Below are 26,823 nucleotides of genomic sequence, written 5' to 3'. Positions count from 1 at the left end.
GCAAAAATAGGGTCAATCATTTTTTGCATGTCATTGTACTGACTGAATAAATAAACAACATTTTTAGAAAATAGTGTGGTTAAATGACTTAGGTTATTTGTTTTTATAAAAGTTTTCATTGTCTGCAAAAGTTTCAATATCGCTTGCTATGCACTGTAGTTATGCGAAAAATAAAAGTATCAGACATAAAAAATCCGCAGTACTAAATTTCTAAAAATGAAGCCGACTGCGGATTTTTTAGGTGATTCAAAATAATTTTATTAAATTTAAATCATTGAATTTAATCAATATTATTCCACTGTTACGCTTTTTGCCAAGTTTCTAGGCTGGTCGACATCTGTACCACGTAAAACCGCCACATGGTAAGACAACAACTGCACAGGAATACTATACACAATTGGCGCATGCAACGCGCTGACCTGTGGTACATAAACCACATGCTGGCGTTCTTTATCTGCAGGAATGCCGCTGTGTTCATCTGCAAATACAAACAGCTCACCACCACGTGCCTGTACTTCTTCCATATTGGATTTCAGTTTATCCAGCATGTCATCTTGCGGTGCTAAAATCACCACAGGCATGTCATTGTCTACCAATGCCAATGGGCCGTGCTTTAATTCACCCGCAGCATAACCTTCTGCGTGAATATATGAAATTTCTTTCAGTTTCAAAGCACCTTCCAAGGCAATTGGGAATTGTGTGCCACGACCCAAGAACAAGCAGTGATTTTTCTCTACAAACAATTCAGACAAACGTAAAATTGCCGTATCATTTTGCAAAGTATCTAAAATCACTTTTGGTGTGTGCCATAAGCCTGCAATAATTTCAGCTGTTTCTGTCGCTGCAATTGCATTTTTCACCTGACCAATTTTGAGCACCAACAGCATTAATGCTGCCAATTGTGTCGTAAAGGCTTTGGTCGATGCCACACCAATTTCAGGGCCTGCGAGTGTCAACAAACTATGATTGGTTTCACGCACCATAGATGAAGTTGCCACGTTACAAATGGTCATGGTGCTAATATTTAAGCCTTTTGCAGCAGCACGTTTTTGCGTATCACGTAAAGCAGCTAAAGTATCTGCAGTTTCACCAGATTGTGAAATGCACACATACAATGTGTTATTCACAATGACTGGGGTGCGATAACGGTATTCGCTGGCAATTTCCACATGACATGGCAAGTTAATTAGCTGTTCAAACCAGTATTTTGCAATCATCCCTGCATGGTAGCTGGTACCGCAGGCAATAATCTGTACCTGTTGAATCTTGGCAAAATCAAGCTCGGCATCTTTCAGGAAATCTTCACGTAAAGCGTTGCCATTCAATGCTTGTGAAATGGTTTGTTGAATTGCTTCAGGCTGCTCATAAATTTCTTTGAGCATGTAGTGTTTATATTCACCCTTCGATGCATTGCTTACAGTTGCATCCAACTCTTTTACAGGGCGTTCAACCGTTTGACCGTTTACAAAAACTTCAATGCTGTCGCGAGTTAAGCGGGCGATATCACCTTCTTCCAAATACATAAAACGGTTGGTGATCGGCAATAACGCCAATTGGTCTGAACTGATAAAGTTTTCGCCAATACCGACACCAATCACCAAAGGAGAACCTTCACGTACCGTGATCAATTCATCTGGATAATCGGTATGGATAATTCCCAGAGCATAAGCACCTTTCAGTTGAGGCACGACTTGCTGTACCGCAACCAATAAATTCGGTGCAGTTTTAAGAGCATGGTTGACCAAGTGCGCAACCACTTCAGTATCCGTTTGAGAGCTGAACATATAGCCTAAAGCTTCTAGCTCATCTTTCAGTTCTTGATAATTTTCGATAATACCGTTGTGTACGACAGCAACATTGCCAGAAATATGCGGATGTGCATTGTTTTCTGTCGGTTTGCCATGTGTTGCCCAACGTGTATGGGCAATACCGAGTGAACCTGTGACTTGAGAATCTAGTACTGCTTGCTCAAGATTTGCTACTTTACCGACACGACGCTCACGCAAGACCTGACCTTGACTAATCAATGCCAAACCTGCGGAATCATAACCGCGATATTCTAAACGCTTTAAACCTTCAATGAGGATATTGGTAATACTACGTTCTGCAACGCCACCGACAATACCGCACATAGGAACTTCCTCTTATTTTTTCAATTTCTGTGGACGTTGATAATTTTCTTTAGTGAACTGTTTAGAACGTTCCACAGCTAAACACTGTTCTGCAACATCACGGGTAATGGTCGAGCCTGCGCCTACCGTTGCACCATTGGCAATGGTGACAGGTGCAACCAATGAACTATTTGAACCAATAAAGACTTGGTCACCAATAATGGTTTTAAATTTATTGGCACCATCATAATTGCAAGTAATCGTACCTGCACCAATATTGCTGCCTGCACCCACTTCGGCATCACCTAAGTAGGTAAAGTGGTTGGCTTTGGAGCCTAAACCAATTTGACTGTTTTTCACTTCAACAAAGTTGCCAATATGCACTTCATTGGCCAATACCGCACCCGGACGTAAACGTGAGAATGGACCAATTTGCGCAGCTTCACCTACAACCGCTTGGTCAAATACGCTATACGGCTGAACTTTAGTGCCCGCAGCAATTTTGGTGTTTTTGAGGATACAACCTGCACCAATTTCTACGCCATCACCCAGTTCGCAATCGCCTTCAATAATTACGTTAATATCAATGCGAACGTCTTTACCTGCAGTGAGATTACCACGTAAATCAAAACGGGTTGGGTCAATTAAATGCACACCTTGTTGCATGAGTTGCTTGGCTTGGAAGTTCTGGAACTCGCGTTCTAATGCAGCCAATTGCACACGGTCATTCACGCCTTCTACTTCAAAAGCCAGTGCGGGTTCTACCGATGCAACTTCTAAACCATCGGCAATTGCCATCGCCACAATATCGGTCAGGTAATATTCACCCTGCGCATTGTTATTGCTCAGTTTTGGCAACCATTCATGTAATTTGGCATTGCTGACGCAGTATATACCCGTGTTGATTTCTTGAATTTGACGCTGTGCTTCAGATGCATCTTTATGTTCAACAATCGCTTGAATTTTACCGTTTTCACGCACAATACGACCATAACCCGTAGCATCGGCAAGGGTGAGGGTCACCAATCCAATTTGGGTTTCACGTGAAACATCGAGCAGCTTTTGTAAAGTTTGCTCTGTAATGCAAGGTACATCTCCCGATAAAATTAGGGATACGCCTTCGTGTGGTAAAACAGGCAAAGTCACTTTGACTGCGTGACCTGTGCCGAGCTGTTCCGCTTGTTCGACCCACTGCACCTGTTCGTGTGCAAACGCATTTTGAACCAAAGTACCGCCGTGACCGTAAATGGTAATAATATGATCGGCTTGTAATTTTTTTGCGGTATCAATCACGTGACCCAAGAGTGGGCGTCCTGCAAGAGGTTGTAATACTTTTGGTAAATTTGAACGCATGCGCGTGCCTTTACCTGCTGCAAGAATAATCACGGTGGTAGACATGTTGAATCCTAGTGATGGCTAAACCAAAGTAAAAGATAAATAAATATAAATACATAATGCGGCCCAAAGACCCGCAATAATATCGTCCAGCATGATGCCAAAACCACCTTCGACCCGACGGTCAATCACACGTATTGGCCAAGGTTTCCATACATCAAACAGTCGGAATAGGACAAAACCCACAATTACCCAGACCCAGCTGATTTGATTGATAAAAATCAGGGGTAAAAAGGTAATCGATTGTCCTGCAAATTCATCCCAAACAATACGACCATCATCATGTACGCCCATAACCTGTGCAGTACGTCCACAGATATATATGCCAACGAGGGACATGATGGCAATGGCAAAAAGGCTTGGAATGAAACCAAGCGCGAACCAAATGGGAATGAACAGTAGGGCAAAGGCCGAACCAAAGGTACCGGGAGCTTTGGGTAGTAGACCTGAACCGAAGCCAACACCACAGCATACAATCAGTCGGTCAGTCCAAGACATGGCTTTGAAATTAATCGCGGGTTTTTGCAAAGTGTTGGTATCCATGAAAATGAAGTGAACGATCTACGCCATTCTGTTCAAAGCTTAAGCGGTTTTGGTTGTTAATTTTGCCAATAATATGAATAGAGGTATTCAGCGGTTTTTGCAAAAGCTGCTGATAATTTTGCGGGCTTATTGTAAAGCATAACTCATAGTCATCGCCACCAGCCAAAGCATATTGCCACTGCTTTTGTTGTGGTAATTCGGTTAATGCAGCATCTATAGGCAGTTGGCTGAGTTCAATACAAGCACCGACCTGAGAGGCTTTGAGAATATGCCCTAAATCTTGTGCCAAGCCATCTGAAACATCAATCATGCTTGAAGCCAGACCTTTGAGTTGTTGTCCAAGTTGACAACGTGGTGTTGGGTAGTCGAGACGTTGTTTTAAAGGATGATCGAGATGATCTAAACCAAAAGCGGCATCACCGACTTGTCCGCTGACGCAAATATAATCACCGACTTGCGCGCCTGAACGTGGAATGGCATGTCCTTGTTCAATCCAGCCTAAGGCGGTAACGGAAATGGTGAGATGCGGGCTTTGTGTGGTATCTCCACCAATTAAACTTACCCCAAATTGATCGCAACAATCATGTAAACCCTGACTAAACCCTTTGAGCCAGTCGTGATCAATTTGGGGTAGGCTCAATGCCAATAATATACTGTGTGGGGTGGCACCCATGGCGGCAATGTCAGATAAATTGACCGCAACCGATTTCCAACCAATCGCATGTGGGTTGGTATCGAGGGGGAAATGTCGTCCAGCGACTAAAGTGTCGGCACAAATGACCAATTGTTGTTGCGGCGGAGGGGTGAGCAGAGCTGAGTCATCACCGACACCTAAATCGACTGCATCGGGACGCGGTCTGTTGAAATAGGTCTCAATAATGGAAAACTCAGCCATACAACAATCGACTCAATACTTTGAATTAGTTGCTTTGTTGCTTTTCTGCTGCACGTAAGCTGTTGGCAAGACGGTCTAATACACCATTGATGTATTTGTGGCTGTCTGCACCACCAAAGTGTTTTGCCAATTCAATCGCTTCATCCAATACCACACGGTATGGAATTTCCAGATGTTGTTCTAACTCATAAGCACCTAAACGTAAGGTGGCGAGTTCAACACCATCGAGGGCTTGAATGTCACGATCAAGAACAGGCACCAGTAATGCATCCAATGCTTCATGATTGGCAACCACTTGAGTCAACAATTCATGATAATAGCCGAGATCCACTTTGTGCATGGCATTTTCCACACGGGTACGTGCTTCAATTTCATGTACTGGATTGTGGCTCATCTGCCATTCATAAATACCTTGCACAGCAAAACGACGTGCTTTACGTTTTGCTGCATAAGTTGCTTGAAGTGTTTGCGACATAGCGTTAAATAGCCTTTAACAAGTTAACCATTTCAATTGCAGTTAAGGCAGCTTCACTTCCTTTATTACCTGCTTTTGTTCCAGAGCGTTCAATTGCTTGTTCAATACTATCCGTAGTCAATACACCGTTAATCACAGGTAAGCCAGTATCTAAACCAACCACACCTAAGCCTTTGGCACATTCGCCTGCAACAAAGTCAAAGTGTGGAGTGCTACCGCGAATCACTGCGCCGAGTGCAATAATGGCATCATAACCATTCGATGCAGCTAATTTTTTAGCCACAACAGGAAGTTCCCAAGCGCCTGGTGCATGAACAACGGTGATATTATCCTCTGATACGCCATGACGTTTCAATGTGTCAATTGCGCCATCAAGCAAATGCTCAACCACAAAACTATTAAAACGACCGACTAAAATCGCATAACGGCCTTCGCTAGCGAGATGTAATAAACCTTCAATACGGCGAATTGCCATAGCAACCTCGATTATTTCTCTGATGTTGGATCTGCGGTGATATATTCCACCACTTCTAAGTTAAAGCCTGATAAAGCATTGAAACGTAATGGTGAGCTGAGTAGCTTCATTTTTTCAACGCCTAAATCACGTAAAATTTGTGCACCCACGCCAATGGTTTGGTATTGCTGTGACAATGCAGCATTGGCTTTGCCTTGTTTCGGGGATTTAAGGCTGTCTAGGGCAGGGCCCAAGTCTTGCAATTGAGCTTGACCAATCCAGACCAAAACACCACGTTCACTGTTGGCAATTTCTTTTAAAGCACGGTCTAAATTCCAAGTTGCCGAACCATCTGCTTTTTTCAGCTTCAGCAAATCACGGGTTGGATTAAAACCATGCACACGTACTGTAGTAACGCCTTCTTTCGGCTCGCCTTTGACCAATGCCAAGTGAATGTCTGGGTTCCCCAGTTCACGGTAGCGATATAAGTCAAAAGTACCATATTCGGTGTCAATGCTTTGCTGATCTAGACGCTCTACAGTTTGCTCATTGGTCATACGGTAGTGGATTAAATCTGCAATGGTGCCAATTTTGAGGCCATGTTTTTCAGCAAAAACTTCTAAATCTGGACGACGCGCCATGGTGCCGTCTTCATTGATAATTTCACAAATTACCGATGCTGGCTCTAAACCTGCCAAACGGGAAAGGTCACAACCTGCTTCGGTATGACCGGCACGGTGCAAAACGCCACCTGGCTGTGCCATGAGTGGGAAAATATGCCCGGGCTGAACAATATCGGCAGGCTTGGCATGTGCAGCGACTGCAGTTTGAATGGTATGCGCACGTTCTGCGGCAGAAATACCGGTCGTAATACCTTCAGCAGCTTCAATGGATAAGGTAAAGTTTGTGCCATGTTGCGCACCGTTGGCATCGACCATTAAAGGTAGGTTCAATTGCTGGCAACGGTCACGACTTAAGGTCAGACACACAAGACCACGTGCATGCGTAATCATGAAGTTGATATCTTCAGGGCGAACGTGGGTTGCGGCAATGACTAAATCACCTTCATTTTCACGATCTTCATCATCCATCAGGATGACCATTTTTCCTGCACGGATATCTGCTACGAGCTCTTCAACAGTATTGAGCGGCATCTACCTTCACCTTCTGATTTGTCTGGAACGACATTTTACTGACATAGACGCATAGTCTAACGCTTTTTGCCCTGTTTTGCCTATGCTTATCATTTGCATTGCGTGACTTATGGTTATACACAGTGCAGCAAGGCTTGCAAAGGGGCGTAAATTGTTATTTTACTGTTTGGTGTAGATTATTTAGGCAGTTGGAGTGCGGTAGGAATTAGAAAAACCAGCAACTGAGCGCATCCAGTAAATCAAGCCTTTAGGGTGAGTGTCGTCACTAGATGCTGTTCCAAATAATAGGATGCTCACTTTAGACAGGATGTGACCAATCCTGTCTAAAGCGCTGTTGCTGTTAGGGTAAAATAAAATTTTGATAAAGTCAGATTGTTTTAACGCTCACGTAAGGCTTCTTTGGCTTTGTTAAATGGCTTGATGAGATAATCCAATACCGTTTTTTCTCCAGTTTTAATATCCACGGTCGCAACCATACCCGGGGTGATGCTAAAATTTTGACCTGCTTTATTGCTCAGTTGGTCGGAATCAGTACGAATATAGACCCGATAATAAAATTGATCTTGTTTGACTTCATCTCGTAAGGTATCGGGCGAAATCACGGTTACTTTGCCTTTTAAGCCACCATAAATTGAATAATCATAGGCGCTAATTTTCACCAAAGCGTCTTGATCAGGGCGAATAAATGCAATATCACGCGGCAAAATTCGTGCTTCGACCAGCAGTTGTTCATCTAGCGGTACAATGGTCATCAGCTTGCCGTTTTGCGGAACGACACCGCCCAAAGTCATCACATCAATTTCTTTGACAATGCCATGTACAGGTGATTTAAACAGCGTGCGGCTCAAGCTATCTGATTTGCCTTTTACCACTTGTGCCTGAGTTTCAATGTCGGTATTGGCTTTGGCCAGTTCTTCACGTGATTTCACATAATACTGATTGCGCACATCACTCATTTGATTGCGTAAATTATTGGCTTCACGTTTTAAACGCAGTACTTCCACCTCACTAGCAGCACCTTTGGCAACCAACGGTTCGGTCATGGCCAGTTCCTGCTCTACCAGTGTCAGAGCTTGTTTTAGTCCAGACAAAGATTCTTCTAAATTGGCGCGGCGTGAGCGATACAATGCTGTTTCTTCATTGACCAGTTGCGGCTCTTTTAATACTTCGGCAGGGAAAGACAAGGCGGTGCCATTCACTTCTGCGCGCAGGCGTGCAGCTGTGGCCTGTGCTGCGAGCAATAATGATGTGGACTCACCAACATTCGAGGCAAAACGCGTTGGGTCGAGTTGTGCCAAAACTTGACCTTGCTTGACAATTTCACCTTCACGGACGTGCAGCTGAGTTAAAATACCACCTTCCAAAGATTGCACAATTTGCTCTTTAGATGAAGGAATGACCTTGCCTGTACCCGTTGTGACTTCTTCAAGTTTAAACACCCATGCCCAAACCAGGAAGACCAGTAAACCAATACAAATCAGCCAGATAAAAACGCTGGATTTAGGTAATTCAGGTTCAAGATCGGTCAGTTTCATCACTCGCTGAGGGTTAAGTTCTTTTTCGCTCATGCTTTTACTCCCGACGCAGGGCTAGCTTTTATCTGAGATTGACTTAAGACCTGATCACGTGGCCCATCCATGACAATTTTTCCATCATTCATGACAATAATTCGATCTACCAATTCCAAAACCGCCCGACGATGGGTCGCAATCACCAAAGTACGTTGTCCTAGCCAGCCTTTTAAATGCTCAATCAATTGTTTTTCGGAAATATCATCAATTGCAGCGGTAGGTTCATCCAGCAGCAAAATATTCGGTTGGCGAATTAATAAGCGTGCAAGTAATAAGGCTTGACGTTGCCCACCTGAAAAGCCAATGCCACCTTCTAAAATGACATGATCCAGTCCTTCTTTTTTGTCTTGCACAAACTGGAGCGCCCCTGTGATTTTAAGCGCATGTAACAGATCATCATCACTGGCCAAAGGCGCACCCGCCTTAGGGTTTATCACTGAAATTAATATTTTTTAAAAGGTAGGTTTGTTGCTCTATCGAATAGCTTTTTGAAAGTCTTTATTTGAATTTATCTTATCCGCTGCAATATGAATTGATTATGGCTGTGGATAATTTTTTGAAACGTGTGCATAACTATTGGATTCAATGTAGTTAGACCATCGTCTTGTTGTATATTCGAGACGTGTTGACAGGGGATGTCATAAAAAATACACACTTTTCTGTGATTTCTTGCACAATAAATGCAAAAAAGTCATATCTTGCATATCCTTAATTGTCTTTGTGTGGTTAGAATATAACAACTGTGCACAAGATCTCTCACGTCTGTTATGAATATATTAATCGTTGATGATCATCCGCTGTTTCGTCATGCCTTAATTCAGGCGGTTCGTTATAGCTTACCGCAAGCTCAAATTCATGAAACTGCTGCAGTGAATGAATTGTATGAGCGTTTGGAAAATGGGCCTGAGCCTGATCTTGTTTTATTAGATTTGAATTTGCCAGGTGCATCGGGCTTTTCTGCTTTAGTGCATGTACGTGCGCAATATCCATCTATCCCGATTATTGTGGTGTCTGCTCACGAAGAAGCATCGATTATTCAGCGTTCTATTGCGCATGGGGCGATGGGTTATATCCCAAAATCGGCACATCCGAGCCATATTGGTGAAGCAATTCGTCAAGTTTTAGAAGGTGAGATTTGGTTGCCGCCAAACTTGGCTGCGAATGTTAACTTTGACCCTCGCGCTGCAGATGAAACAGCTTTGGCTGAACGTATTCAGTCTTTAACACCACAGCAATTCCGTGTATTGATGATGGTGGCAGAAGGTTTGTTGAATAAGCAAATTGCCTATGAATTAGATGTTTCTGAAGCGACGATTAAAGCGCATGTGACCGCAATTTTCCGTAAATTGGGTGTGCAAAATCGTACTCAGGCGGTATTGGCAATCAATGCTTTAAATATTGAAGAAAAGAAAATGTAAGATGTGACTGATCTGTAAAAGATGAGTTTAAAACCGCTATGTTGATCTGGAAGATTGAGCAGTGGTTTTTTATTGGGTGTTTGGTTGATAATGACCTTTTTAAAAAGCTAATTCACTTTAGGATGTGACATTTAGCGTTCAGGTTGTTGATGTGCTTAAAACCTAAAAGGAATATTGTCTTATTCCTTTAGCTGTATGGCATAAACATATTCAGGCTTTCATGTCGATAAAACTGACAAAAATCGACATGAGAGAGTTGTCATGTCGATGACATAAACATATTTAGGTTGTCATGTTGATAAAATGAGTAAAAATCAACATGAGCTGAATAGCATATCAGTTTAATGATAGGCGACATGCCTCTTTTGAGATTCTTAGGCTTTGATTGTATCTGTACCCATAAATCCAATCGTGTGAAGTTGTCCTCAGCGAGAAAACCCGCCACTAATAAGAAATACATAGAAGGACGAATATATTTTAATAGTAATAGATGAATGGTGATTTGAATAAATCATACCTAAGTGAGTAGGGGGCTTCCCCCTATATGGGTTCAACTTTTAGAATTCACGATAACCAAGCCCGCCAGCCGTGATATGTGCTAGATTTCGATCATAGGTAATTATTTGGCTTTCTTTTCCGATGGTTTTATTTTTCTGACTTGAGCATCTGTAAGCATTGCAATGATTCCACAGAATTGGGGGTATAGTTTTGGGGGTAATTTATTATACCCCTAGTTATAACCCCAACTAGATCAAGCTTGCAATAGATAAAGTGGATTGCATTAAACATAAAAAAGGCTTAAACCCTTTAGATTTAAGCCTTTTGCACTACGGTACAGTCCCGTAGAAATCAATTTTGGCGGTGAAAGAGGGATTCGAACCCTCGATACGCTATTAACGTATACACACTTTCCAGGCGTGCTCCTTCAGCCACTCGGACACTTCACCATAGGCGGTGGATAATAACCAAAAAATAGTACAAAGCCAAGTTGAAACATTTGATTTAGAGAAAAACTTTCAGCGTAGTGCTATGATTCTCAAAAATACCGTCTAAATCGAAGACACCTATGCAAAGTACTGCAAAAAAAGCAGCCTTACCCGTCATTACCTTGGCTGCGCTCGGCGTCGTATTTGGGGATATCGGAACCAGCCCCCTGTACGCCTTCAGACAAACTTTTTTAACGGCGCATCTTGCAATTACCCAAGCCAGTGTATTGGGAATTTTATCCCTAATTTTCTGGTGCATGATGCTCACCATCAGCTTCAAATACGTCACCATTATTATGCGTGCCGATAACAATGGCGAAGGCGGGATCATGTCATTATTGGCATTGAACCTGCGCACCACCCGTATTGCCGAAGACAAAAAAATCTTCCTGATCGCACTTGGCTTTATTGGTGCATCCCTGTTCTTTGGCGATGGCATTATCACCCCCGCCATTTCAGTATTGTCTGCCATTGAAGGACTAAGTATTGCCACGCCTATCTTTAATCAATGGCTCGTACCGCTCTCCATTGGTATTTTGGCAGGACTGTTCATTGTGCAGCGTCATGGTACAGGCACGATGGGCAAATTTTTTGGCCCACTGACTTTGCTGTGGTTTTTAGCCATTGGCGGTGCAGGGCTGCTCAGTATCATCCAAACCCCATTTGTATTGGCCATGGTCAGTCCACACTGGGCGTTTAACTTTGTAGTAGAGCAACCCTTTGTTGCATTTCTCACCATGGGTGCGGTGATTTTAACCATGACGGGTGGCGAAGCACTCTATGCCGATATGGGACATTTTGGGCGGATGCCCATTCGCCTCGCGTGGTTTTTAATTGTCTTACCTTGTTTGTTATTGAATTACGCGGGACAAGGCGCATTACTGCTACGCAACCCTGCAGCAATTGAAAATCCGTTTTATATGTTGGTGCCTGAATGGGGCTTATACCCGATGATTGGTTTAGCTACGGCTGCGGCAGTGATCGCTTCTCAAGCGGTGATTACAGGGGTATTTTCAATGGTCAATCAGGCCATTCAATTACGTTATTTGCCTCGCCTGACTGTACGTCACACCTCCGATGTAGAGCGTGGTCAAATCTATTTGCCGTTCATTAACTGGGCCTTATTTATATCGGTGCTTATCTTAATTTTATTATTTGAAAATAGTGCCAGACTTGCCAGTGCTTATGGCGTGGCAGTGACCATGACCATGCTGTGTGGCACGATTTTAATTTCAGTGCTGGCCTATGGTTTTTGGCGTTGGCCGATGTGGAAAGTTGCCCTTTTTGCAGTGCCATTTTTAACCCTAGATTTAATTTTTGTGGCTTCGACCTCGCTCAAAATTGTGTCAGGGGGATGGGTGCCAATTTTAATTGGCGCCATCATGTATACCATTTTAATGACGTGGAAAGATGGTCGTGCATTGGTTTTCAATCGTTTGGAAAAAGATGCCTTGCCAATAGACTTATTCATTCACAGTATTAGTATGGGCAATGAAACCAAATTTGTCCCTGGCGATGCGATTTTCCTGACAGGTACGCCTAACATTGTGCCACATGCCATGTTGCATAATATTAAGCACAACAAGGTCTTACATGAACGCAATATCATGGTAACGGTCATCACGCGTGATATTCCATTTGTGGCGCAGCAAGATCGGATTCAAGTCGAAAAACTGGATGATCGTTTTTATCGGATTGCCATGTATTACGGTTTTAAAGATCAGCCAAATATTCCAAATGCCTTGAAACAAGCCTATGAACAGCTTGAGTTTGAATTCGATATGATGCAAATGAGCTTCTTTATTTCGCGTGATCGAATTGTGCATACGGTGGGCGATGGCATGTCACCGTGGCGTGAAAAACTGTTTATTTCAATGCAGCGCAATACCAGTCCTGTGAGTGATTTCTATCAAATTCCAACCAACCGTGTGGTGGAATTGGGTAGTCAAATCGAAATTTAAAAACTGCTCAATAGATTTTAAAAAACCAGTATTATAAAGTGCTGGTTTTTTATTTTTAGCTCAAGATGGGTCTTAAACAGATCTTATTGTTCCGTATCACTTGGTTGTAGATGGCTTAAATCTATATCGTTTACATCTGCGCCCTGTGCCGCAGGTGCTGTGGTTTCAAGCCGTTCAGTCGTGGGCAGATTGACTGCTGCTTGTTCAGATGCAGCAGGGTTTTGTGGTGCAGCATTTAGCGCTTCTGCGGTGACATCCACATCATCGCCAGCATTTACAGGTAAATCGGCTGAAGATGACAATAATGGCGCAGAGGTGGCTTGTATGTGTTGTTCGCTCACTTGCTCTGCCTGCGCTGCGTGTTGCAGTTCGGATTCAGTCCCGACAGGCATCGTCATCGGTACATTGTCTTGAGCCAGATTGGCTTGTTCGGCTGAAATTTGGTTTGCAGGCTGTTGCGCTATATTTTCTGCTGGACTTGTTAAGTTTGTATCTGTACTCGGTACAATGCGTATCTGACCATTGGCGATTAATTCTTGTAGTGAGCCTGCTTGCCCATTAATCGTGGTGCTTATTTTGACTTTAGATAAACTTTCTAAAGTATCACCTGCTTGAATGGGTGGTTCGGCAAAGGCAGAAATGCTGATACTGCTACCAACCAAAGCACAAGCAAAAAGATGAAAACGCATGTATTTCTCCATCAAAAATCGCAAAAATAAAGTTAAAACCAATTTAAATCGTCAATGACATCCAGCTAGAGCAGCGCAATGCGCTTGGGTGTCGCTGAGCGATGTCTTTAAGGTGTATTTAGCTTGGCAGATTCGCTAAAACGGATGCAATCAAATCTACCAAACTTGATCTAGACTGATGTCAAAAGTGCTTAAAACTCAGGCTGTGTATGGCTTTTGTGGTGTTATGGCGCGGGTTTTGTTTAATTGTTAGACGAACAAGAGGTGCTTCATATACAAGCTGTGAGTGGATTGTTAAGCTCGGGCAAACTCTGCGGATTTAGAGCGAAGTCACAGTAACGGTTATGGCAAGAAAACGGCGCAATTCCAACAACATTTGGACTCAAATTTTCAATCAAAACAGCTTGAAAGTGCTACTCGGTGTAGTGGCAACAGGGAGTTTTGTGATTGCTTTTGGTCAAGAAAAAATTAGCCAGTGGACTTCACTGGTGCCGAGTTCAGGAAATAGTGCTTGCCTAACCCAGTTCTATCGAGAAACGCCGCCCTATTTACTGAAAAATAGCCTGCAAAAAGACAGCTATCCGCTGTGTTTTAATGACTTTAATGTGATGTATTCAGGGGTATCCAAAACCCCGTTATGGGTGGCAGAAGCCTTAACACCAGCGCGTTTGAGTCAGCGGATTCCACGTGAAGATAACTTTCACGAAGAACCGCGCGTCAAAGCCGAGCATCGTGCGACTTTGCTGGATTATCGTGGTTCGGGTTATGACCGTGGACACATGGCACCGAATGCCGACATGACCAACTTGGCAGCCCAGTTTGACAGTTTTTCTTTGGCAAATATGGTGCCGCAAGCCCCTAAAAATAATCAGCAGGTCTGGCGTGAACTTGAAGAAGCTACCCGAGCGGTGGTGACTAAGCAAAAGCAAGATGTGTATGTGATTACGGGGCCAAGTTTTAATGCCAAGCGTCTAAAAACCATTGGGCAGGGCGTTATTGTGCCGACTGCGGTGTATAAAGCTGTGTATATGCCCAAAACAGGCGCGATAGGGGCTTATTACGCGCCCAATAACGACTCGTTACAGGTGCAAGTGGTGAGTGTCTGCTATTTAGAAGAACAGTTGGGCATTAATTTATTCCCACAATTAAGTGAAGAACAAAAGCGCAATACCTATAAATTGCCTTTGACTGCAAATGCTGTAAAAGCCAATACACCGATTGCCTACTCACATTGGGATGCAGAAAGCCAGTGCGCAGAAGATGTATCTGCTGAGCAATTACAAGCCTTGCAAACCGAATTTAAACGCTCAGGCAGTAGTCCTGCATCGGGTGCTAGCATTGATGCAGATACCCAAGATGTAATTGTGAAGCAATTGATTGAAGCTTTATTGCAATATATTTTACAGTTGTTGAAATCTTAAACTGGGTTAAGATGATGGATATTGCATCCTTCATGCTAAGGTGAATTCAATGTTTAAACCGTTTCAAAATGGCACTGAATCACATGCGATTCATGACTTAACCTTAGAAAATGATTTAGATTGCATCAATGTGTATGGCAATTTGCAAATCAGCAAAGATCAGGCGGGTTTACAGGCAGCCAAAGTACTACAGGCTTTTTTGAATGAAGTTGTTGCAACTTTGGAGCAGACTCCGAATCTGCCTGAAAAGTTAGATCGTCCCGAAGCGGGTGAAATTGAAAATCCATTTTTATAATGGATGCCATCTCAAGATATTAAATCTACTTTAATCTGCTCATCTAAGCCATTAAAAAGCCCGCTCAAACGCTTGAACGGGCTTTGTTGTTTTGTGTGTTTTTAGATAAATCCCAGACATCTTGAAAAGCTGTGGATTTAAAGTTTTGAAGATCAGTCTTCAGCTTTTGCCATAGCGCGATACAGCACCGCACCAATCACCGCACCTACAATCGGTGCAACCCAGAAAGCCCAAAGCTGGCTGAGTGCTGCAGTTTCAGCAAAGAACGCCACACCTGTACTACGTGCAGGGTTCACGGAAGTATTGGTTACAGGAATACTGATCAGATGGATTAAGGTCAGTGCCAAACCAATTGCAATTGGAGCAAAACCTGCAGGTGCACGTTTGGCGGTTGCACCCATAATCACCATCAAAAAGCCAGCAGTGAGTACAACTTCAATCATTAAAACTGAGCTAAGTGCGTATTTACCAGGAGATAAATCTCCATAGCCGTTGGTCGCGAAACCGCCTGTGCCTGCAAAACCTGCCTGACCCTGTACAATCAGATACAACACCAGTGCGGCCAGAGTCGCACCAATAATTTGTGAAATAATATACGGTGCGAGTTCTTTGGCTTCAAAACGTCCACCTGCCCACAAACCAATACTGACTGCAGGGTTAAATTGACCACCTGAAATGTGCCCAAGTGCATAGGCCGCGGTTAATACGGTCAGACCGAACGCGAGGGATACCCCCACAAAACCAATGCCCAATTCAGGAAAAGCTGCAGCCAATACCGCACCACCACAACCACCAAATACCAGCTAGAATGTGCCAGCCAGTTCTGCGAAATACTTATTCAATTTGATTCTCCAGTGCTTATTTTTTGAGTTAATTAATCAAACTTCAATTAAATTTATCGCATTTTAGATCGATATTGTGATGAATTTAACACAAATTAAAGTAAAAAGAAGCAATCATGAAGCACGTTGCATCCGCCATTGTTGTGGTGTGTGCTGCGTCCATTGTTTAAACGCACGCTGAAAGGCACTTTGTTCTGAATAACCCAGCAATAGCGCAATTTCTTGCAGACTTAAATGTGGGTCTTGTAAATATTGTTCTGCCAATAAACAGCGTACTTCCTGCATGCGTTTTTGGTAGGTCGTGCCTTGCTGTTGCAAATGACGTTGCAACTGACGTACAGAAATATGTAATTGCTGAGCAATATGTTCAATTTGATACATATTTTTTTGCAGCCCCGTCAAAATGGCTTGCTGTAAACGCTGATCGGTTTGGGTGCTATTCGGTAGCTTTTCCAGTAAGGCTTGCGCCTGTTGCAACAATAAATGCTGTAAGGTTTGATCGCCCTGATGAAAAGGTTTTGCCAGTTCGGAAACAGGCAACAACACTTGGGTAATTGGCTGAGAAAAGCGCACTTTACAATGAAAATACTGCTCATACAGTGCAATATTTTTGGGTGCAGGATGATGAAAATGTACTTCGTGCAGGCAAATATCCTCAAACTGCATAAAGTGCTTCAAAAATTCCATCATCAAGGCAATGGCAATTTCATCGGTTAATTGTGTGGTCATGTGCACGGATAATTCTGACCAACGAATGGATAAGTAATCGTTTTGTGCTTCGACCTGCAATGGGCCACCATCGTAAATCAAGCGATGAAAATCGTGGTAACGCTGTAATGCTTCACCCAGATGATCACAGGACAAGGCTAAATACGCAATGATGCCTAAATGTTTGGGCTGCACGTATTTGGCAATTTCCAAACCCAAAGCAGGTTGTGGTAATTGTTCCTCCAAAGTGCTGAGCAAGTCACGCCAGAGGGCATAATCAAAACGTTCCAGATTTTGAATCTGATGTAATTTTTCTGGAATGGGCAGCTTTTTTGCTTGGTAATAGCACATCAATAAATGCCCTAAGCCACCATAGACCGAGCCCGTATATTCTTTGAATTGTTGCATGTGTTATCGGTTTATTTTTGTCGTCATTTGTCAATGATATTGATTTTTTTGGTCAAGATCTAGTCAATCTCACATGCCTATAGTGAACATCAGAGTCAAGATGTCCTGTGTTTAAGGAGAAATAGCGATGTGGAAAGGATTTCTAGCAGGTTTGGTGGTTGCCAATTGTTTTGAATGGGTGGCACATAAATATATTTTGCACGGAACGCATCGAGCAGGGCAGCGCCGTTATAGCCCTGTGCCCGAAAGCATGAAATCACACTGGGAGCATCATCGTGAAGTGCGTAAAACCAGTTTTCACGATCATGGCTATGTCGAAGGGATTCGCAACTGGCGTACCAAAAATGAAATTGTGTCTTTGGCTGTCGTGGCAACGGTGGCCAGTGGCGTGTTCTATCCTATTTCTAAGGGCATGAGTCTGGCTGCGCTATATAGTGCTGCGAATTATTATTATATTCATCGTCGTGCGCATTTAGAGCCAGAGTGGGCAGTTAAGAAAATTCCGTGGCATTATGACCATCACATGAACAGCAATCAGGATGCGAACTGGTGCGTGACCAAACCGTGGTTTGATTATATTTTAGGAACGCGAGTGATTTCTTCACAGGAACTGCAGGAACAAAACCCTTTAGGGATCACTTTGCCGCATGTTATGGCACAAGGTTTAAACCATTTGTCGGCTGCGTATTTTCCTGCCAAGTGGGTCGAGAAAAAAGTGACGGTGGCAGAACGAGTCGCCTAAACGGTATAGGTGCTCATGACGCTTTAAACTGACTGATTTGGCAAGGCTTGTCGCAAATGGTCAATATTTTTGGTGTTTTTGGTCAATATTTCTGCTGAAATGCTGAATATATTATGTGCAGTGAAATACCTAAGGGTATTTTGAGCGAATTTAATTGTTTATTGCTTTTTTTTATTTATTTTTTTTAAATTTAAAAGATATAAAAACTTCATCGCTGTGGTTTTTTGAGTTAATAGGAGTCTTCGGACTCCTTTTTTTCTGCCTGTATTTTGGGCTAAATAAAAAAGTGTAACCCGAAGATTACACTTTTAAAGCTCAAAAACTAAAGTCTAAAACAGTTTTGTTTTAGAAATTACAAACGCATTTCAATGCCTTGCGCTGCCAAATATTGTTTGGCTTCTGGAATAGTGTGCTGACCAAAGTGGAAAATTGAGGCAGCTAGTACCGCATCTGCACCGCCTTTTAAAATACCATCTGCCAAGTGCTGTAAATTACCTACACCGCCAGACGCAATGGTGGGTACAGTTACACGGTCATTGATGGCACGCATGAGCGCCAAGTCATAGCCTGCCTTGGTACCATCGGCATCCATTGAAGTGACCAATAGCTCACCTGCGCCGTAGTCTGCCATTTTCACTGCCCATTCAATGGCATCAATACCTGTTGGTTTACGACCACCGTGGGTGAAAATTTCCCATTTGTTATCACCCGTTTTTTTCGCATCAATAGCAACTACAATACATTGCGCGCCAAAACGCTGTGAGGCTTCTTGCACAAATTCAGGGTTAAAGACGGCTGCAGAGTTAATGCTGACTTTATCTGCACCTGCATTCAATAATAGGCGAATGTCTTCAACCTTACGCACGCCACCACCAACGGTGAGGGGCACGAACACGGTTTCTGCCATACGTTCTACGGTACGATAAGTCGTATCACGACCATGATGGGTAGCGGTAATGTCTAAAAAGGTGATTTCATCGGCACCTTGTTCATTATAACGACGCGCCACTTCGACAGGGTCGCCCGCATCACGAATATCAAGGAATTGCACGCCCTTAACCACGCGACCATTATCTACGTCTAGGCAAGGAATAATACGTTTCGCTAGCATAAATTTTTCCAATTATTACAGCCGATTATGAAACTCACCCACACAAGCGCTACACCTTGGTAGATGGAGCGGGTATTCTATCAAACTTAGCTCAGGTTTTTCGCAGGTTTTCTATGTCGGTTTATACTCCTTTGACTTTAAAGGAAGTTCAGGTCTTTGCAGCAGCCTATGGATTGGAGGTCTTGGCGCTGATTCCTATTCAAGGTGGTATTCAAAACACCAATTATTTTTTGCGTTGCGACAATCAAAGCGAGTACGTGCTGACCATTTTTGAAGAACTCGACCAACAGGCAGCGGCTGAGTTAATTCCTGTATTGCAGCATTTGGGGCAAACAGGTTTGCCTGTGGCGGTGCCTTTGTCACACTCAGGACAAGCCATTCATCGTTTAAAAGATAAACCTGCGCAAATTGCACCGCGTTTAATTGGGCAGCATCCGACACTGGCAACAGTGGCGCAAGTGGAAGCGATTGCGATTGCACAAGCCAAAATGCATGTGGCCTTACAAAATTTTCCTTTGCAGCGCGATCATGTACGTGATCACGCTTATTGGGCAGGGGTCGCACGCCAATTAAAACCAAGCATGCATGTGGCCGATCAAGCCTTACTGTCCAAACTTTTGGGCTTGTATGAAGCTTTAACCGCAGTCTATCCGCAGCGTCCCAAAGGTTTTATTCACTCGGATTTATTCCGTGACAATACCTTGTTTGCAGATGATCAGTTGCAAGGCATTTTAGATTTTTATGAATTAAATCAAGATGAATTGCTGTTTGATATTGCGATTACGCTGAATGATTTTTGTACCGATTTTCCTGAGCTGAGCTTAAATGAAAGCAAGGCGATTGCATTTTTAAATGCCTACGAAACGGTGCGTCCTTTAACCCAAGACGAAAAAGCTTGTTTGGAACTGTATTTGGCAATGGCGGCAGGACGTTTTTGGTTAATGCGTTTGCAGGTGGCTGCTAAAAATGCGGCAGAAGGGCGGACAGGCGCAGATATTTTGCAGAAAAATCCAGATGAAATGCGGAATATGCTGATTGAACGCTTAAAGTTTGTGACGGCTTGAGGGATATAGCACATGCGTGATCAAGGGCGTTTAGTCGAATGGTTTGATGAGCAGGGTTATGGGTTTATTCAGCCGAATGACCGTCAAAAAGATCGCGTGTTTTTACACATTAGGGACTTTGCTCGACAAGGGCCACGTCCCATTGTGGGCTGTGCCTTGGAATACACCGTAACTGTGGATGAGCGTGGACGTTACCGAGCGCAGCAAGCGGTGTATTTAAAAGCTTCACAGACCAAAGCAGCAAAGGCAGCTGCTATGAGTGCAAAAACATCCAACAGCACGCAAAAAATGCAGCCGATGCAAATATTGTGTGTGGCTTATATTGTTGCTTTGGCTTTGCTGACGCTGTTGGGATTGCTCAGCGGTATGTTGTTATTATTCATCAGTTTGATGAATGCGCTGAGTTATTGGCTGTATGCACAAGATAAAGAAGCTGCACAGCAGGGCGGGCGTCGTATTCCTGAAAATAACTTGCATATTGTAGCTTTTTTAGGGGGCTGGCCTGCAGCATGGTTAGCACAACAAAAATTACGCCATAAAACACAAAAACAACCCTTTGGTAAGATTTATTTTTGTACGATAGGCTTAAATATCTTGCTGATTTTATGGTTAATTTCTCCGCTGAATCAGCTTAATATCTAATTGGGAATATTGTTCCAGTAACAGGCTTATCAGGTGCATTATGTCAGACGCAGAGCAATCATATTCAGTAGATCAAGACCCACATCGCTTATTGACCATGATTTTATATGTGCTGTATATCGTGGCGATTTTTTCTGCGGGGATATTGGCCGTGATTGCCTTAATCATCAACTATTTAAAACGTAGTGATGTACAAGGTTCAATTTTTGCCAGTCATTTTACTTGGCAAATTCGCAGCTTCTGGTGGTATCTGTTTTGGAATATTGTGGCATTTGTGCCTTTCTTTTTGCTGTTCTTTATTGCAGATGCGCAAAGCTTTGCCAGTATGACTTTGGCTGCGACACTTTTCTGTATCGCAGTAGTTGCTATTTCATGGTTATGGATGGTTTACCGTGCTATACGCGGTTTAATTCGTGTGAATGACAATTTACCGATGTATCACTAAATCCACATTCGTTGGTCTTTTAAGATATTTTGAGCATCTCACCGAAATGCTGTTTATTCAGCTTTTTGGGATGATGTGTTTCGTTTTAAAAATTTTGGTCGCCATTCGCTGACCAGCACGCCTAAAACCACCAGTAGTCCCCCGAACAACGCCAAAACGGCTAAGCGCTCGCCTGCCAAACGTCCAATCAATGCGGCCCAAACAGGCTCACCTGCATAAATAATAGCAGCTTGCGCAGGGTCTACTTGTCGTTGCGCCCAGTTCATCACCAATTGAATCACGGCACTGGCAATGCCTAAGCCGAGCAAAACAGCAAGGAGTGACCACTGAAATTCGGGCAATTGAGTTTCTCCAACCCATGGTGCAATCGCAAAACACAATAACGATGCACAACCCAGTTGGATGAGGGTAACGCGCTTTAAATTGACCCGATTGGCAAAATAGCTAATTAAAATAATTTCAAAGGCAATCGCAATTGAACCGATTAAAGTAATGGCTTGTCCAAAACTTAACTGAATTGCGCCTAAGCCATTGCCTGTTAAAAAGACCAAGCCTACAAATGCCAAAATAGCACCCAACCAAGTCATGACATGCGGACGTTGATCAAAGCATAACCACAGCAATAGCGGTACAAGCGGGACATACAGCGCCGTTAAAAAGGCCGATTCGCTACTGCTGATACTTTGTAAGCCAATGGTTTGAGTGACATAACCTAGCGCAATGACTGCGCCTATGGCAAAGCCTGCATAGAGTTCATCGATGCTAAAACCACGTAAGCTTCGCCATGAAATCAGCCCCACGGCCAACGTGGCTGCGGCAAAACGTAAGCCTACAAACAGTACTGGACTGCTGAAGTTCAAACCGTATTGCACGGTAATGAAGGTTGCACCCCAAATTAAGGTAATCAAAATGAGCGCCAGTTGCGGGGCTTTGCTGCGAAGCATTGGTGAAAGCTGAGACATAGAACCAGTGGGAGATGAAGAAAACTCAAAATGAGTAAAATAAAATCAAAATAAAAAAGAGGTCCGCAGACCTCTTTAAAAATACGCGGCAGAATTACAAAGATTGCTCATCTAAAAGCAACTGTGCCTCACGCAGGCTTAACGTGCCTTCGTAAATTGCACGACCTGTAATCGCACCTAAAATGCCAGGCTGACCTTTTAGGTTGCGTACGTCATCTAAATTGGTCACACCGCCAGAAGCAATCACAGGTAAGCCTGAATATTGCGCCAAGTTTACGGTTTGTTCTACGTTCACACCTTGCATCATGCCATCACGGGCAATATCGGTATAAACAATGCTAGATACACCTGCATCGGCAAAACGCTTAGCTAAATCTGTTGCCTTCACGTCTGTGACGTTGGCCCAACCATCAGTAGCCACCATGCCATTCATGGCGTCAATGCCGACAATGATGTGTCCTGCAAATTTCTTGCAGGCTTCTTCTACAAAAGCAGGATCTTGAACGGCTTTGGTGCCAATAATCACGAACGATACGCCTGCATCTAAATAGTGTTCAATGGTTTCGAGTGAACGAATACCGCCACCAATTTGAATTGGGAGATCGGGTTGTGATTTTGCAATCGCTTCAACCACAGGTTTATGAATTGGCGTACCTGCGAAAGCGCCGTTTAAATCGACTAAATGCAAGCGACGTGCGCCTTCATTTACCCAATGTTGTGCTGTCGCCACTGGATCGTCAGAAAATACAGTATCATCTTCCATACGACCTTGTTTTAAACGAACACATTTGCCATCTTTCAGGTCAATTGCAGGGATGATCAGCATGCTTTCGCTCCTTGCCAAAAACTTATTGAATTCAATCTGTGCATCTTAACAAAGTATTGTTAAATATCTAAGCATCTGTTGTAGGTTTTGTTTTAGAGGGACGAATCCGCAATTTGAGTGAACTGTTTGGGATATGCTCGGGCAATAGACCCAAACGCCCCAATTCTTCAAATATCAACACAGGTGCGTAGGCATCGGCGGCAGCATAGGCAATTTGTGCTTCACTGAGCTGTTTGCATGCCCAGTTTGAGGTGCTGATACTTCGGCTTTTAGGGAAATGAACGTGAAATAATAATGCCATGGCATTTTTAAGCCCAAGCGGACTTTTAAAACCAAAACTGCCAAAACATTTGGATAGTTCAATCACGCTATTCAGTTGTATACCTTTTTTACGAAATAAATGGGCATCATTTTTCAGCCCAAAACCTACTTTAATTTGATCGCGATTGGCAAAAACTGGCTGCAAAAATTGCCAAATGTCATCATTGAGCTGAAATAGATAGGCTTTTTCTAAGGTTGCGAGCTGAATTAAATGCGGGCCTGTAGAAACTTCGCCTACATTAAACGTGGGTTTAGATTCAGAATCGAAACCCAAGACAGCTGCGGTTTTCAGTTCAGCTTCAATTGCTAGACATTGCTCTAGATTTTGAATCAGTACAATATTTTGACGCGCAATATTTTCAAACAGTGGCAATTGCCGAATTTCATCAGGGCTAGGCAGGGTACGCAGACGAGTGAGATCCATAACATTCAAAGCGGTAAAGAAGCGGTTTTAGCCTAAAGCGTTTTGCGGAATTTGGCAAAGTTTAAAAGATTGAAAATGCTGTGCAGGACAAAGATTGCAGCGAATATCCTGAAAAAATAGCCCAATAGATGGGCTATTTCGAAATATCAACCAAGTGGAATATTTTTGCTTAGACGTTGCTGAATATACCTGACAAGAAGCTGCCAATAATCGCCAAAATCATCAGCACAATAAAAATCCAAGCCAGTACTTTTTCCCAACCTGCAGTTTCACGTACCGCACCATAGCTATTTTGACGATCATCGCCAGGTGCAAATACCAAATATAAACCCATAATAATATTCACCAAAGGCACCAAAATCAGCAAAGATAACCAGCCAGTATGATTGCGGTCATGCAAGCGGCGGATGGTGAAAATAAAGCTAAAATAGAACGCAACGATATAAATGATCACGAGCAAGATCATGCCGATGCCCATAGAGCCAGAGCCGAGCTCTAGCAATAAATTGGGTGCAACAACGGCAATAATTGCAATCAGTACTGCAAGCCCCAAGCTGAGCAAACAGTTCCACGCTAAAAATGATAATCGACCAAAACGCCCCGCTGCACTGAGTGCAGAATCTTCTACATATTGACTCATTGTTGTAATTCCTAGATTTTTTGAATTTTCTGTCGCATACCGTATATTTGCTCAAAAATCTTGTGAGATATCTCTCTCACATCGCAAACATAGACCAATTATCGACAGACCCTCAGTTTATTTTGAATAAAAGGTATAAAAAACGCTTTAATTTTAAACACAAATCAATGTGCAATAAAAGTGAAAAACATTCACGCAAAAATAAAGCCGAGATTAACTCGGCTTTATTGATTGAAGCATCCTGAATATTAGATATTCCATTCCACAAAGTTTTTTAGTAACTGCAAACCAACAGTGTGACTTTTTTCTGGGTGGAACTGCGTTGCAAACAAGTTGTCTTGATGCAGGGCTGTACAGAAAGTTAAACCATAATCACAGGTCGCGGCCACGATTTTTTCATCTTGCGGTTCAACATAAAAACTATGCACGAAGTAAAAACGCGCATCTTGTTCAATGTTGTTCCACATAGGGTGGCTCGGGTCACGTTGATGTACCTGATTCCAACCCATGTGTGGCACTTTTAAACCTGCTACTTCAGGAAAGCGTTTGACTGTACCTGCAAAAATGCCCAGTGCATCTGCTCCGCCATTTTCTTCGGAATGTTGCATCAGCGCCTGCATGCCTACACAAATTGCAAGTACAGGTTTATTAAAGACCGCGTTGCGTACCACGTCATCAATGCCAGCTTCATGCATGCCTTGCATACAATCACGCATAGCACCCACACCTGGAAACACAATTTTATCGGCTTGTGCAATCAGTTTTGGGTCATTGGTCACATCTACCGTTGCACCCACATGCTCTAAAGCTTTCGCTGCAGAGTGTAAATTTCCCATGCCATAGTCAAGAAGGGCAATTCGGGTCATTAGAGTGTTCCTTTGGTTGATGCCACTGTATTTTCAGCACGCGGATCGACTTCACATGCCATGCGTAAAGCACGTGCAAATGCTTTAAATACGCTTTCAATTTGGTGGTGGCTGTTTTTACCTTTGAGGTTGTCGATGTGCAGTGTCATTAATGCATGGTTGACAAAGCCTTGGAAGAATTCTGAGAATAAATCCACATCAAAAGTACCAATACGTGCGCGGGTAAATGGAATATCCATAAATAAACCCGGACGACCCGATAAATCGACAATCACACGGCTTAAAGATTCATCAAGTGGTGCGTAAAAGTGACCGTAGCGTCGTAAACCTTTTTTATCGCCCAAAGCTTGAGCAAAAGCTTGTCCAAGCGTGATACCACAGTCTTCTACAGTGTGGTGATCATCAATTTCCAAGTCGCCATCACAATGAATATCAATATCAAACAAACCGTGTCGCTTGATTTGATCAATCATATGGTCTAAAAATGGAACTCCAGTGTTGAGTGTGCCTTGACCCGTACCGTCCAGATTCACACGAACTCGAATTTTAGTTTCGTTGGTATTTCTCACCACTTCACTGATACGTTGGGTCATAGACACGTTCCTCAAAAAACGTCAAAAATGATTGATGTAAAATGTTTTCGCTGTGACGAAGTCTCAGCATATTAGATTGCTCAGGAGGGTTAATCAATGCCTATTACCGTACATGCCTATACTTCACTGGAAAATACCGAAGTGCGCAGCCAGCTTGAGCGACTGTATGATACCAGCCCTGAATTTGGCGATGGGCAAGATGCGGTAAGCCAACTTGAGCAGAACTTGGCTCAGTATACCCTACTTTACACGGCAGAATTTAATACTAAAGTGATTGGTGCGATTTGGTGCACAGGGCAAGATGATCATCGTACGCTTGAATATATTGTGGTGCATCCTGCAAACCGTGGTCGAGGTGTGGCAGATCGTTTGGTGAGTGAGGTGTGCCGTATGGAAGAAGCCAAAGGTGTGCAGCACTTTCAGCCGGGTTGTGGTGCGATTCATCGTTGTTTGGCGCATTTGGGTAAGTTGTGAGTTTTTAAAAAGCTGACGTTGTGTCTGTCTTTTCAGTTTATCCGTATAGGTCAAAATTAAATTAGTATCGAAAATCCCTTCTCTTGCGCCATATATGGCTCAGGGATGAGGAATATCTTCCGTAAGAGGATGATGGGGGATTGAAGTATGGTTTTAATCGGATTTGTGAAAGAAGTTTATCCACTGGAGCGAAAAACCTCGTGGTTCAGCACGAGGATATAAGCGACTGGAGTAAACCATATGAACGACACGAAATGTCGTTTTAAATACTTGTACTATAGTCACTATTAAGAAAAATACTGTTAAAATAATTGGATGAAGACACTCAAATTACGCATAAAAGACAAACATTGCAAGGTGCTAAATCAGTTAGCATCCGAAGTAAAT

At 43.0% G+C, this 26,823-nt stretch carries 27 protein-coding genes, 1 tRNA gene and 1 pseudogene; 9 read left to right on the top strand and 20 right to left on the bottom strand.

The annotated features are described in order from the left end of the window. Window positions 1–290 precede the first annotated feature (290 nt). The 9 genes and pseudogenes from glmS to HX743_RS07480 form a co-directional block, all read right to left on the bottom strand. Window positions 291–2,132 (bottom strand): glutamine--fructose-6-phosphate transaminase (isomerizing), encoded by a 1,842-nt coding sequence (gene glmS / locus HX743_RS07520; protein WP_178318882.1) that lies wholly within the window; start codon window positions 2,130–2,132, stop codon window positions 291–293. Window positions 2,133–2,144: 12 nt separating this feature from the next. Next, the gene (gene glmU, locus HX743_RS07515; protein ID WP_178318881.1) at window positions 2,145–3,509 is read right to left on the bottom strand and encodes a bifunctional UDP-N-acetylglucosamine diphosphorylase/glucosamine-1-phosphate N-acetyltransferase GlmU; all 1,365 of its coding nucleotides are present in this window, start codon (window positions 3,507–3,509) and stop codon (window positions 2,145–2,147) included. An 18-nt stretch (window positions 3,510–3,527) separates the two neighbouring features. After that, window positions 3,528–4,049: a phosphatidylglycerophosphatase A gene (locus HX743_RS07510; RefSeq protein ID WP_178318880.1), complete on the bottom strand. Its 522-nt coding sequence runs from the start codon at window positions 4,047–4,049 to the stop codon at window positions 3,528–3,530. Then, on the bottom strand, window positions 4,015–4,944 hold the full coding sequence (thiL, locus tag HX743_RS07505; protein ID WP_178318879.1) for a thiamine-phosphate kinase: 930 nt from the start codon (window positions 4,942–4,944) through the stop codon (window positions 4,015–4,017). Before thiL ends, HX743_RS07510 begins: the two co-directional genes overlap by 35 nt. Window positions 4,945–4,969: 25 nt before the next feature. After that, complete coding sequence (gene nusB, locus HX743_RS07500; RefSeq protein WP_004974349.1) at window positions 4,970–5,419, bottom strand: transcription antitermination factor NusB; 450 nt, start codon at window positions 5,417–5,419, stop codon at window positions 4,970–4,972. Between the two features lie 4 nt (window positions 5,420–5,423). Continuing rightward, window positions 5,424–5,894 carry a 6,7-dimethyl-8-ribityllumazine synthase gene (gene ribE / locus HX743_RS07495; protein WP_004974350.1) on the bottom strand — a complete coding sequence of 157 codons (471 nt, stop codon included), beginning with the start codon at window positions 5,892–5,894 and terminating at the stop codon, window positions 5,424–5,426. An 11-nt stretch (window positions 5,895–5,905) separates the two neighbouring features. Beyond that, complete coding sequence (ribBA, locus tag HX743_RS07490; RefSeq protein WP_178318878.1) at window positions 5,906–7,027, bottom strand: bifunctional 3,4-dihydroxy-2-butanone-4-phosphate synthase/GTP cyclohydrolase II; 1,122 nt, start codon at window positions 7,025–7,027, stop codon at window positions 5,906–5,908. 377 nt (window positions 7,028–7,404) lie between these two features. Continuing rightward, window positions 7,405–8,595 carry an HlyD family efflux transporter periplasmic adaptor subunit gene (locus HX743_RS07485; RefSeq protein WP_178318877.1) on the bottom strand — a complete coding sequence of 397 codons (1,191 nt, stop codon included), beginning with the start codon at window positions 8,593–8,595 and terminating at the stop codon, window positions 7,405–7,407. Further along, window positions 8,592–9,029: pseudogene (locus HX743_RS07480) on the bottom strand (ATP-binding cassette domain-containing protein); the annotation flags it as partial. The gene HX743_RS07485 and the pseudogene HX743_RS07480, both read right to left, overlap by 4 nt. A 336-nt stretch (window positions 9,030–9,365) precedes the next feature. On the opposite strand from HX743_RS07480, the gene HX743_RS07475 reads away from it, so the two are divergent. Then, on the top strand, window positions 9,366–10,016 hold the full coding sequence (locus HX743_RS07475; RefSeq protein ID WP_004974358.1) for a response regulator transcription factor: 651 nt from the start codon (window positions 9,366–9,368) through the stop codon (window positions 10,014–10,016). A gap of 856 nt (window positions 10,017–10,872) precedes the next feature. Here HX743_RS07475 and HX743_RS07470 read toward each other — a convergent pair. Then, window positions 10,873–10,963 (bottom strand) — tRNA-Ser (locus HX743_RS07470). Between the two features lie 119 nt (window positions 10,964–11,082). Between HX743_RS07470 and HX743_RS07465 the strand changes: the two genes are divergently transcribed. Further along, window positions 11,083–12,963 (top strand): potassium transporter Kup, encoded by a 1,881-nt coding sequence (locus tag HX743_RS07465; RefSeq protein ID WP_004974367.1) that lies wholly within the window; start codon window positions 11,083–11,085, stop codon window positions 12,961–12,963. A gap of 83 nt (window positions 12,964–13,046) precedes the next feature. On the opposite strand, the gene HX743_RS07460 is transcribed toward HX743_RS07465, so the two are convergent. Beyond that, a complete protein-coding gene (locus tag HX743_RS07460; RefSeq protein ID WP_004974369.1) occupies window positions 13,047–13,652 on the bottom strand; it encodes a hypothetical protein in 606 nt (201 codons plus the stop codon). Between the two features lie 344 nt (window positions 13,653–13,996). Between HX743_RS07460 and HX743_RS07455 the strand changes: the two genes are divergently transcribed. Together HX743_RS07455 and HX743_RS07450 are read left to right on the top strand one after the other, a co-directional pair. Next, window positions 13,997–15,073 (top strand): DNA/RNA non-specific endonuclease, encoded by a 1,077-nt coding sequence (locus HX743_RS07455; RefSeq protein WP_178318876.1) that lies wholly within the window; start codon window positions 13,997–13,999, stop codon window positions 15,071–15,073. 49 nt (window positions 15,074–15,122) lie between these two features. Beyond that, complete coding sequence (locus HX743_RS07450) at window positions 15,123–15,368, top strand: hypothetical protein (RefSeq protein WP_178318875.1); 246 nt, start codon at window positions 15,123–15,125, stop codon at window positions 15,366–15,368. A gap of 152 nt (window positions 15,369–15,520) precedes the next feature. Here HX743_RS07450 and aqpZ read toward each other — a convergent pair whose 3' ends face one another. After that, window positions 15,521–16,171 (bottom strand): aquaporin Z, encoded by a 651-nt coding sequence (gene aqpZ / locus HX743_RS07445; protein ID WP_178318909.1) that lies wholly within the window; start codon window positions 16,169–16,171, stop codon window positions 15,521–15,523. Between the two features lie 153 nt (window positions 16,172–16,324). Beyond that, window positions 16,325–17,326 carry an AraC family transcriptional regulator gene (locus HX743_RS07440; protein ID WP_178318874.1) on the bottom strand — a complete coding sequence of 334 codons (1,002 nt, stop codon included), beginning with the start codon at window positions 17,324–17,326 and terminating at the stop codon, window positions 16,325–16,327. Between the two features lie 127 nt (window positions 17,327–17,453). On the opposite strand from HX743_RS07440, the gene HX743_RS07435 reads away from it, so the two are divergent. Next, window positions 17,454–18,068 carry a sterol desaturase family protein gene (locus HX743_RS07435; protein ID WP_178318873.1) on the top strand — a complete coding sequence of 205 codons (615 nt, stop codon included), beginning with the start codon at window positions 17,454–17,456 and terminating at the stop codon, window positions 18,066–18,068. Window positions 18,069–18,420: 352 nt separating this feature from the next. Here HX743_RS07435 and hisF read toward each other — a convergent pair whose 3' ends face one another. Continuing rightward, entirely contained in the window at window positions 18,421–19,179 is a 759-nt protein-coding gene (gene hisF / locus HX743_RS07430; protein ID WP_004974384.1) for an imidazole glycerol phosphate synthase subunit HisF, read from the bottom strand. Between the two features lie 113 nt (window positions 19,180–19,292). Here hisF and HX743_RS07425 point away from each other — a divergent pair, with 113 nt between their 5' ends. Genes HX743_RS07425 through HX743_RS07415 form a run of 3 tightly spaced genes read left to right on the top strand, consistent with a single transcriptional unit; the run spans window position 19,293 to window position 21,330 of the window. Then, a complete protein-coding gene (locus tag HX743_RS07425; RefSeq protein WP_178318872.1) occupies window positions 19,293–20,243 on the top strand; it encodes a homoserine kinase in 951 nt (316 codons plus the stop codon). 12 nt (window positions 20,244–20,255) lie between these two features. Further along, window positions 20,256–20,885, top strand: a complete 630-nt coding sequence (locus tag HX743_RS07420; RefSeq protein ID WP_178318871.1) for a DUF1294 domain-containing protein — start codon at window positions 20,256–20,258, stop codon at window positions 20,883–20,885. 40 nt (window positions 20,886–20,925) lie between these two features. Further along, complete coding sequence (locus tag HX743_RS07415; protein ID WP_178318870.1) at window positions 20,926–21,330, top strand: hypothetical protein; 405 nt, start codon at window positions 20,926–20,928, stop codon at window positions 21,328–21,330. 53 nt (window positions 21,331–21,383) lie between these two features. Here HX743_RS07415 and HX743_RS07410 read toward each other — a convergent pair whose 3' ends face one another. The 6 genes from HX743_RS07410 to hisB form a co-directional block, all read right to left on the bottom strand. Beyond that, on the bottom strand, window positions 21,384–22,274 hold the full coding sequence (locus HX743_RS07410; protein ID WP_250316210.1) for a DMT family transporter: 891 nt from the start codon (window positions 22,272–22,274) through the stop codon (window positions 21,384–21,386). Between the two features lie 112 nt (window positions 22,275–22,386). Beyond that, on the bottom strand, window positions 22,387–23,118 hold the full coding sequence (gene hisA / locus HX743_RS07405) for a 1-(5-phosphoribosyl)-5-[(5-phosphoribosylamino)methylideneamino]imidazole-4-carboxamide isomerase (RefSeq protein ID WP_154320235.1): 732 nt from the start codon (window positions 23,116–23,118) through the stop codon (window positions 22,387–22,389). A 67-nt stretch (window positions 23,119–23,185) separates the two neighbouring features. Then, on the bottom strand, window positions 23,186–23,863 hold the full coding sequence (locus tag HX743_RS07400) for a hypothetical protein (RefSeq protein ID WP_004974396.1): 678 nt from the start codon (window positions 23,861–23,863) through the stop codon (window positions 23,186–23,188). Between the two features lie 169 nt (window positions 23,864–24,032). Continuing rightward, on the bottom strand, window positions 24,033–24,503 hold the full coding sequence (locus HX743_RS07395) for a DUF805 domain-containing protein (RefSeq protein WP_004974398.1): 471 nt from the start codon (window positions 24,501–24,503) through the stop codon (window positions 24,033–24,035). Window positions 24,504–24,751: 248 nt separating this feature from the next. Beyond that, window positions 24,752–25,369 carry an imidazole glycerol phosphate synthase subunit HisH gene (hisH, locus tag HX743_RS07390; RefSeq protein WP_004974401.1) on the bottom strand — a complete coding sequence of 206 codons (618 nt, stop codon included), beginning with the start codon at window positions 25,367–25,369 and terminating at the stop codon, window positions 24,752–24,754. After that, window positions 25,369–25,962, bottom strand: coding sequence for an imidazoleglycerol-phosphate dehydratase HisB (gene hisB / locus HX743_RS07385; RefSeq protein WP_096902642.1), 594 nt, complete (start codon window positions 25,960–25,962; stop codon window positions 25,369–25,371). The genes hisH and hisB overlap by 1 nt, the downstream gene beginning before the upstream one ends. 96 nt (window positions 25,963–26,058) lie before the next feature. Here hisB and HX743_RS07380 point away from each other — a divergent pair, with 96 nt between their 5' ends. Continuing rightward, window positions 26,059–26,436, top strand: a complete 378-nt coding sequence (locus tag HX743_RS07380; protein ID WP_096902643.1) for a GNAT family N-acetyltransferase — start codon at window positions 26,059–26,061, stop codon at window positions 26,434–26,436. Window positions 26,437–26,823: the final 387 nt, after the last annotated feature.

It is taken from the genome of Acinetobacter sp. Swhac1, from assembly GCF_013390985.1.
Lineage (GTDB): Bacteria > Pseudomonadota > Gammaproteobacteria > Pseudomonadales > Moraxellaceae > Acinetobacter > Acinetobacter towneri.
This window is presented reverse-complemented; position numbering and strand designations above follow the sequence as displayed.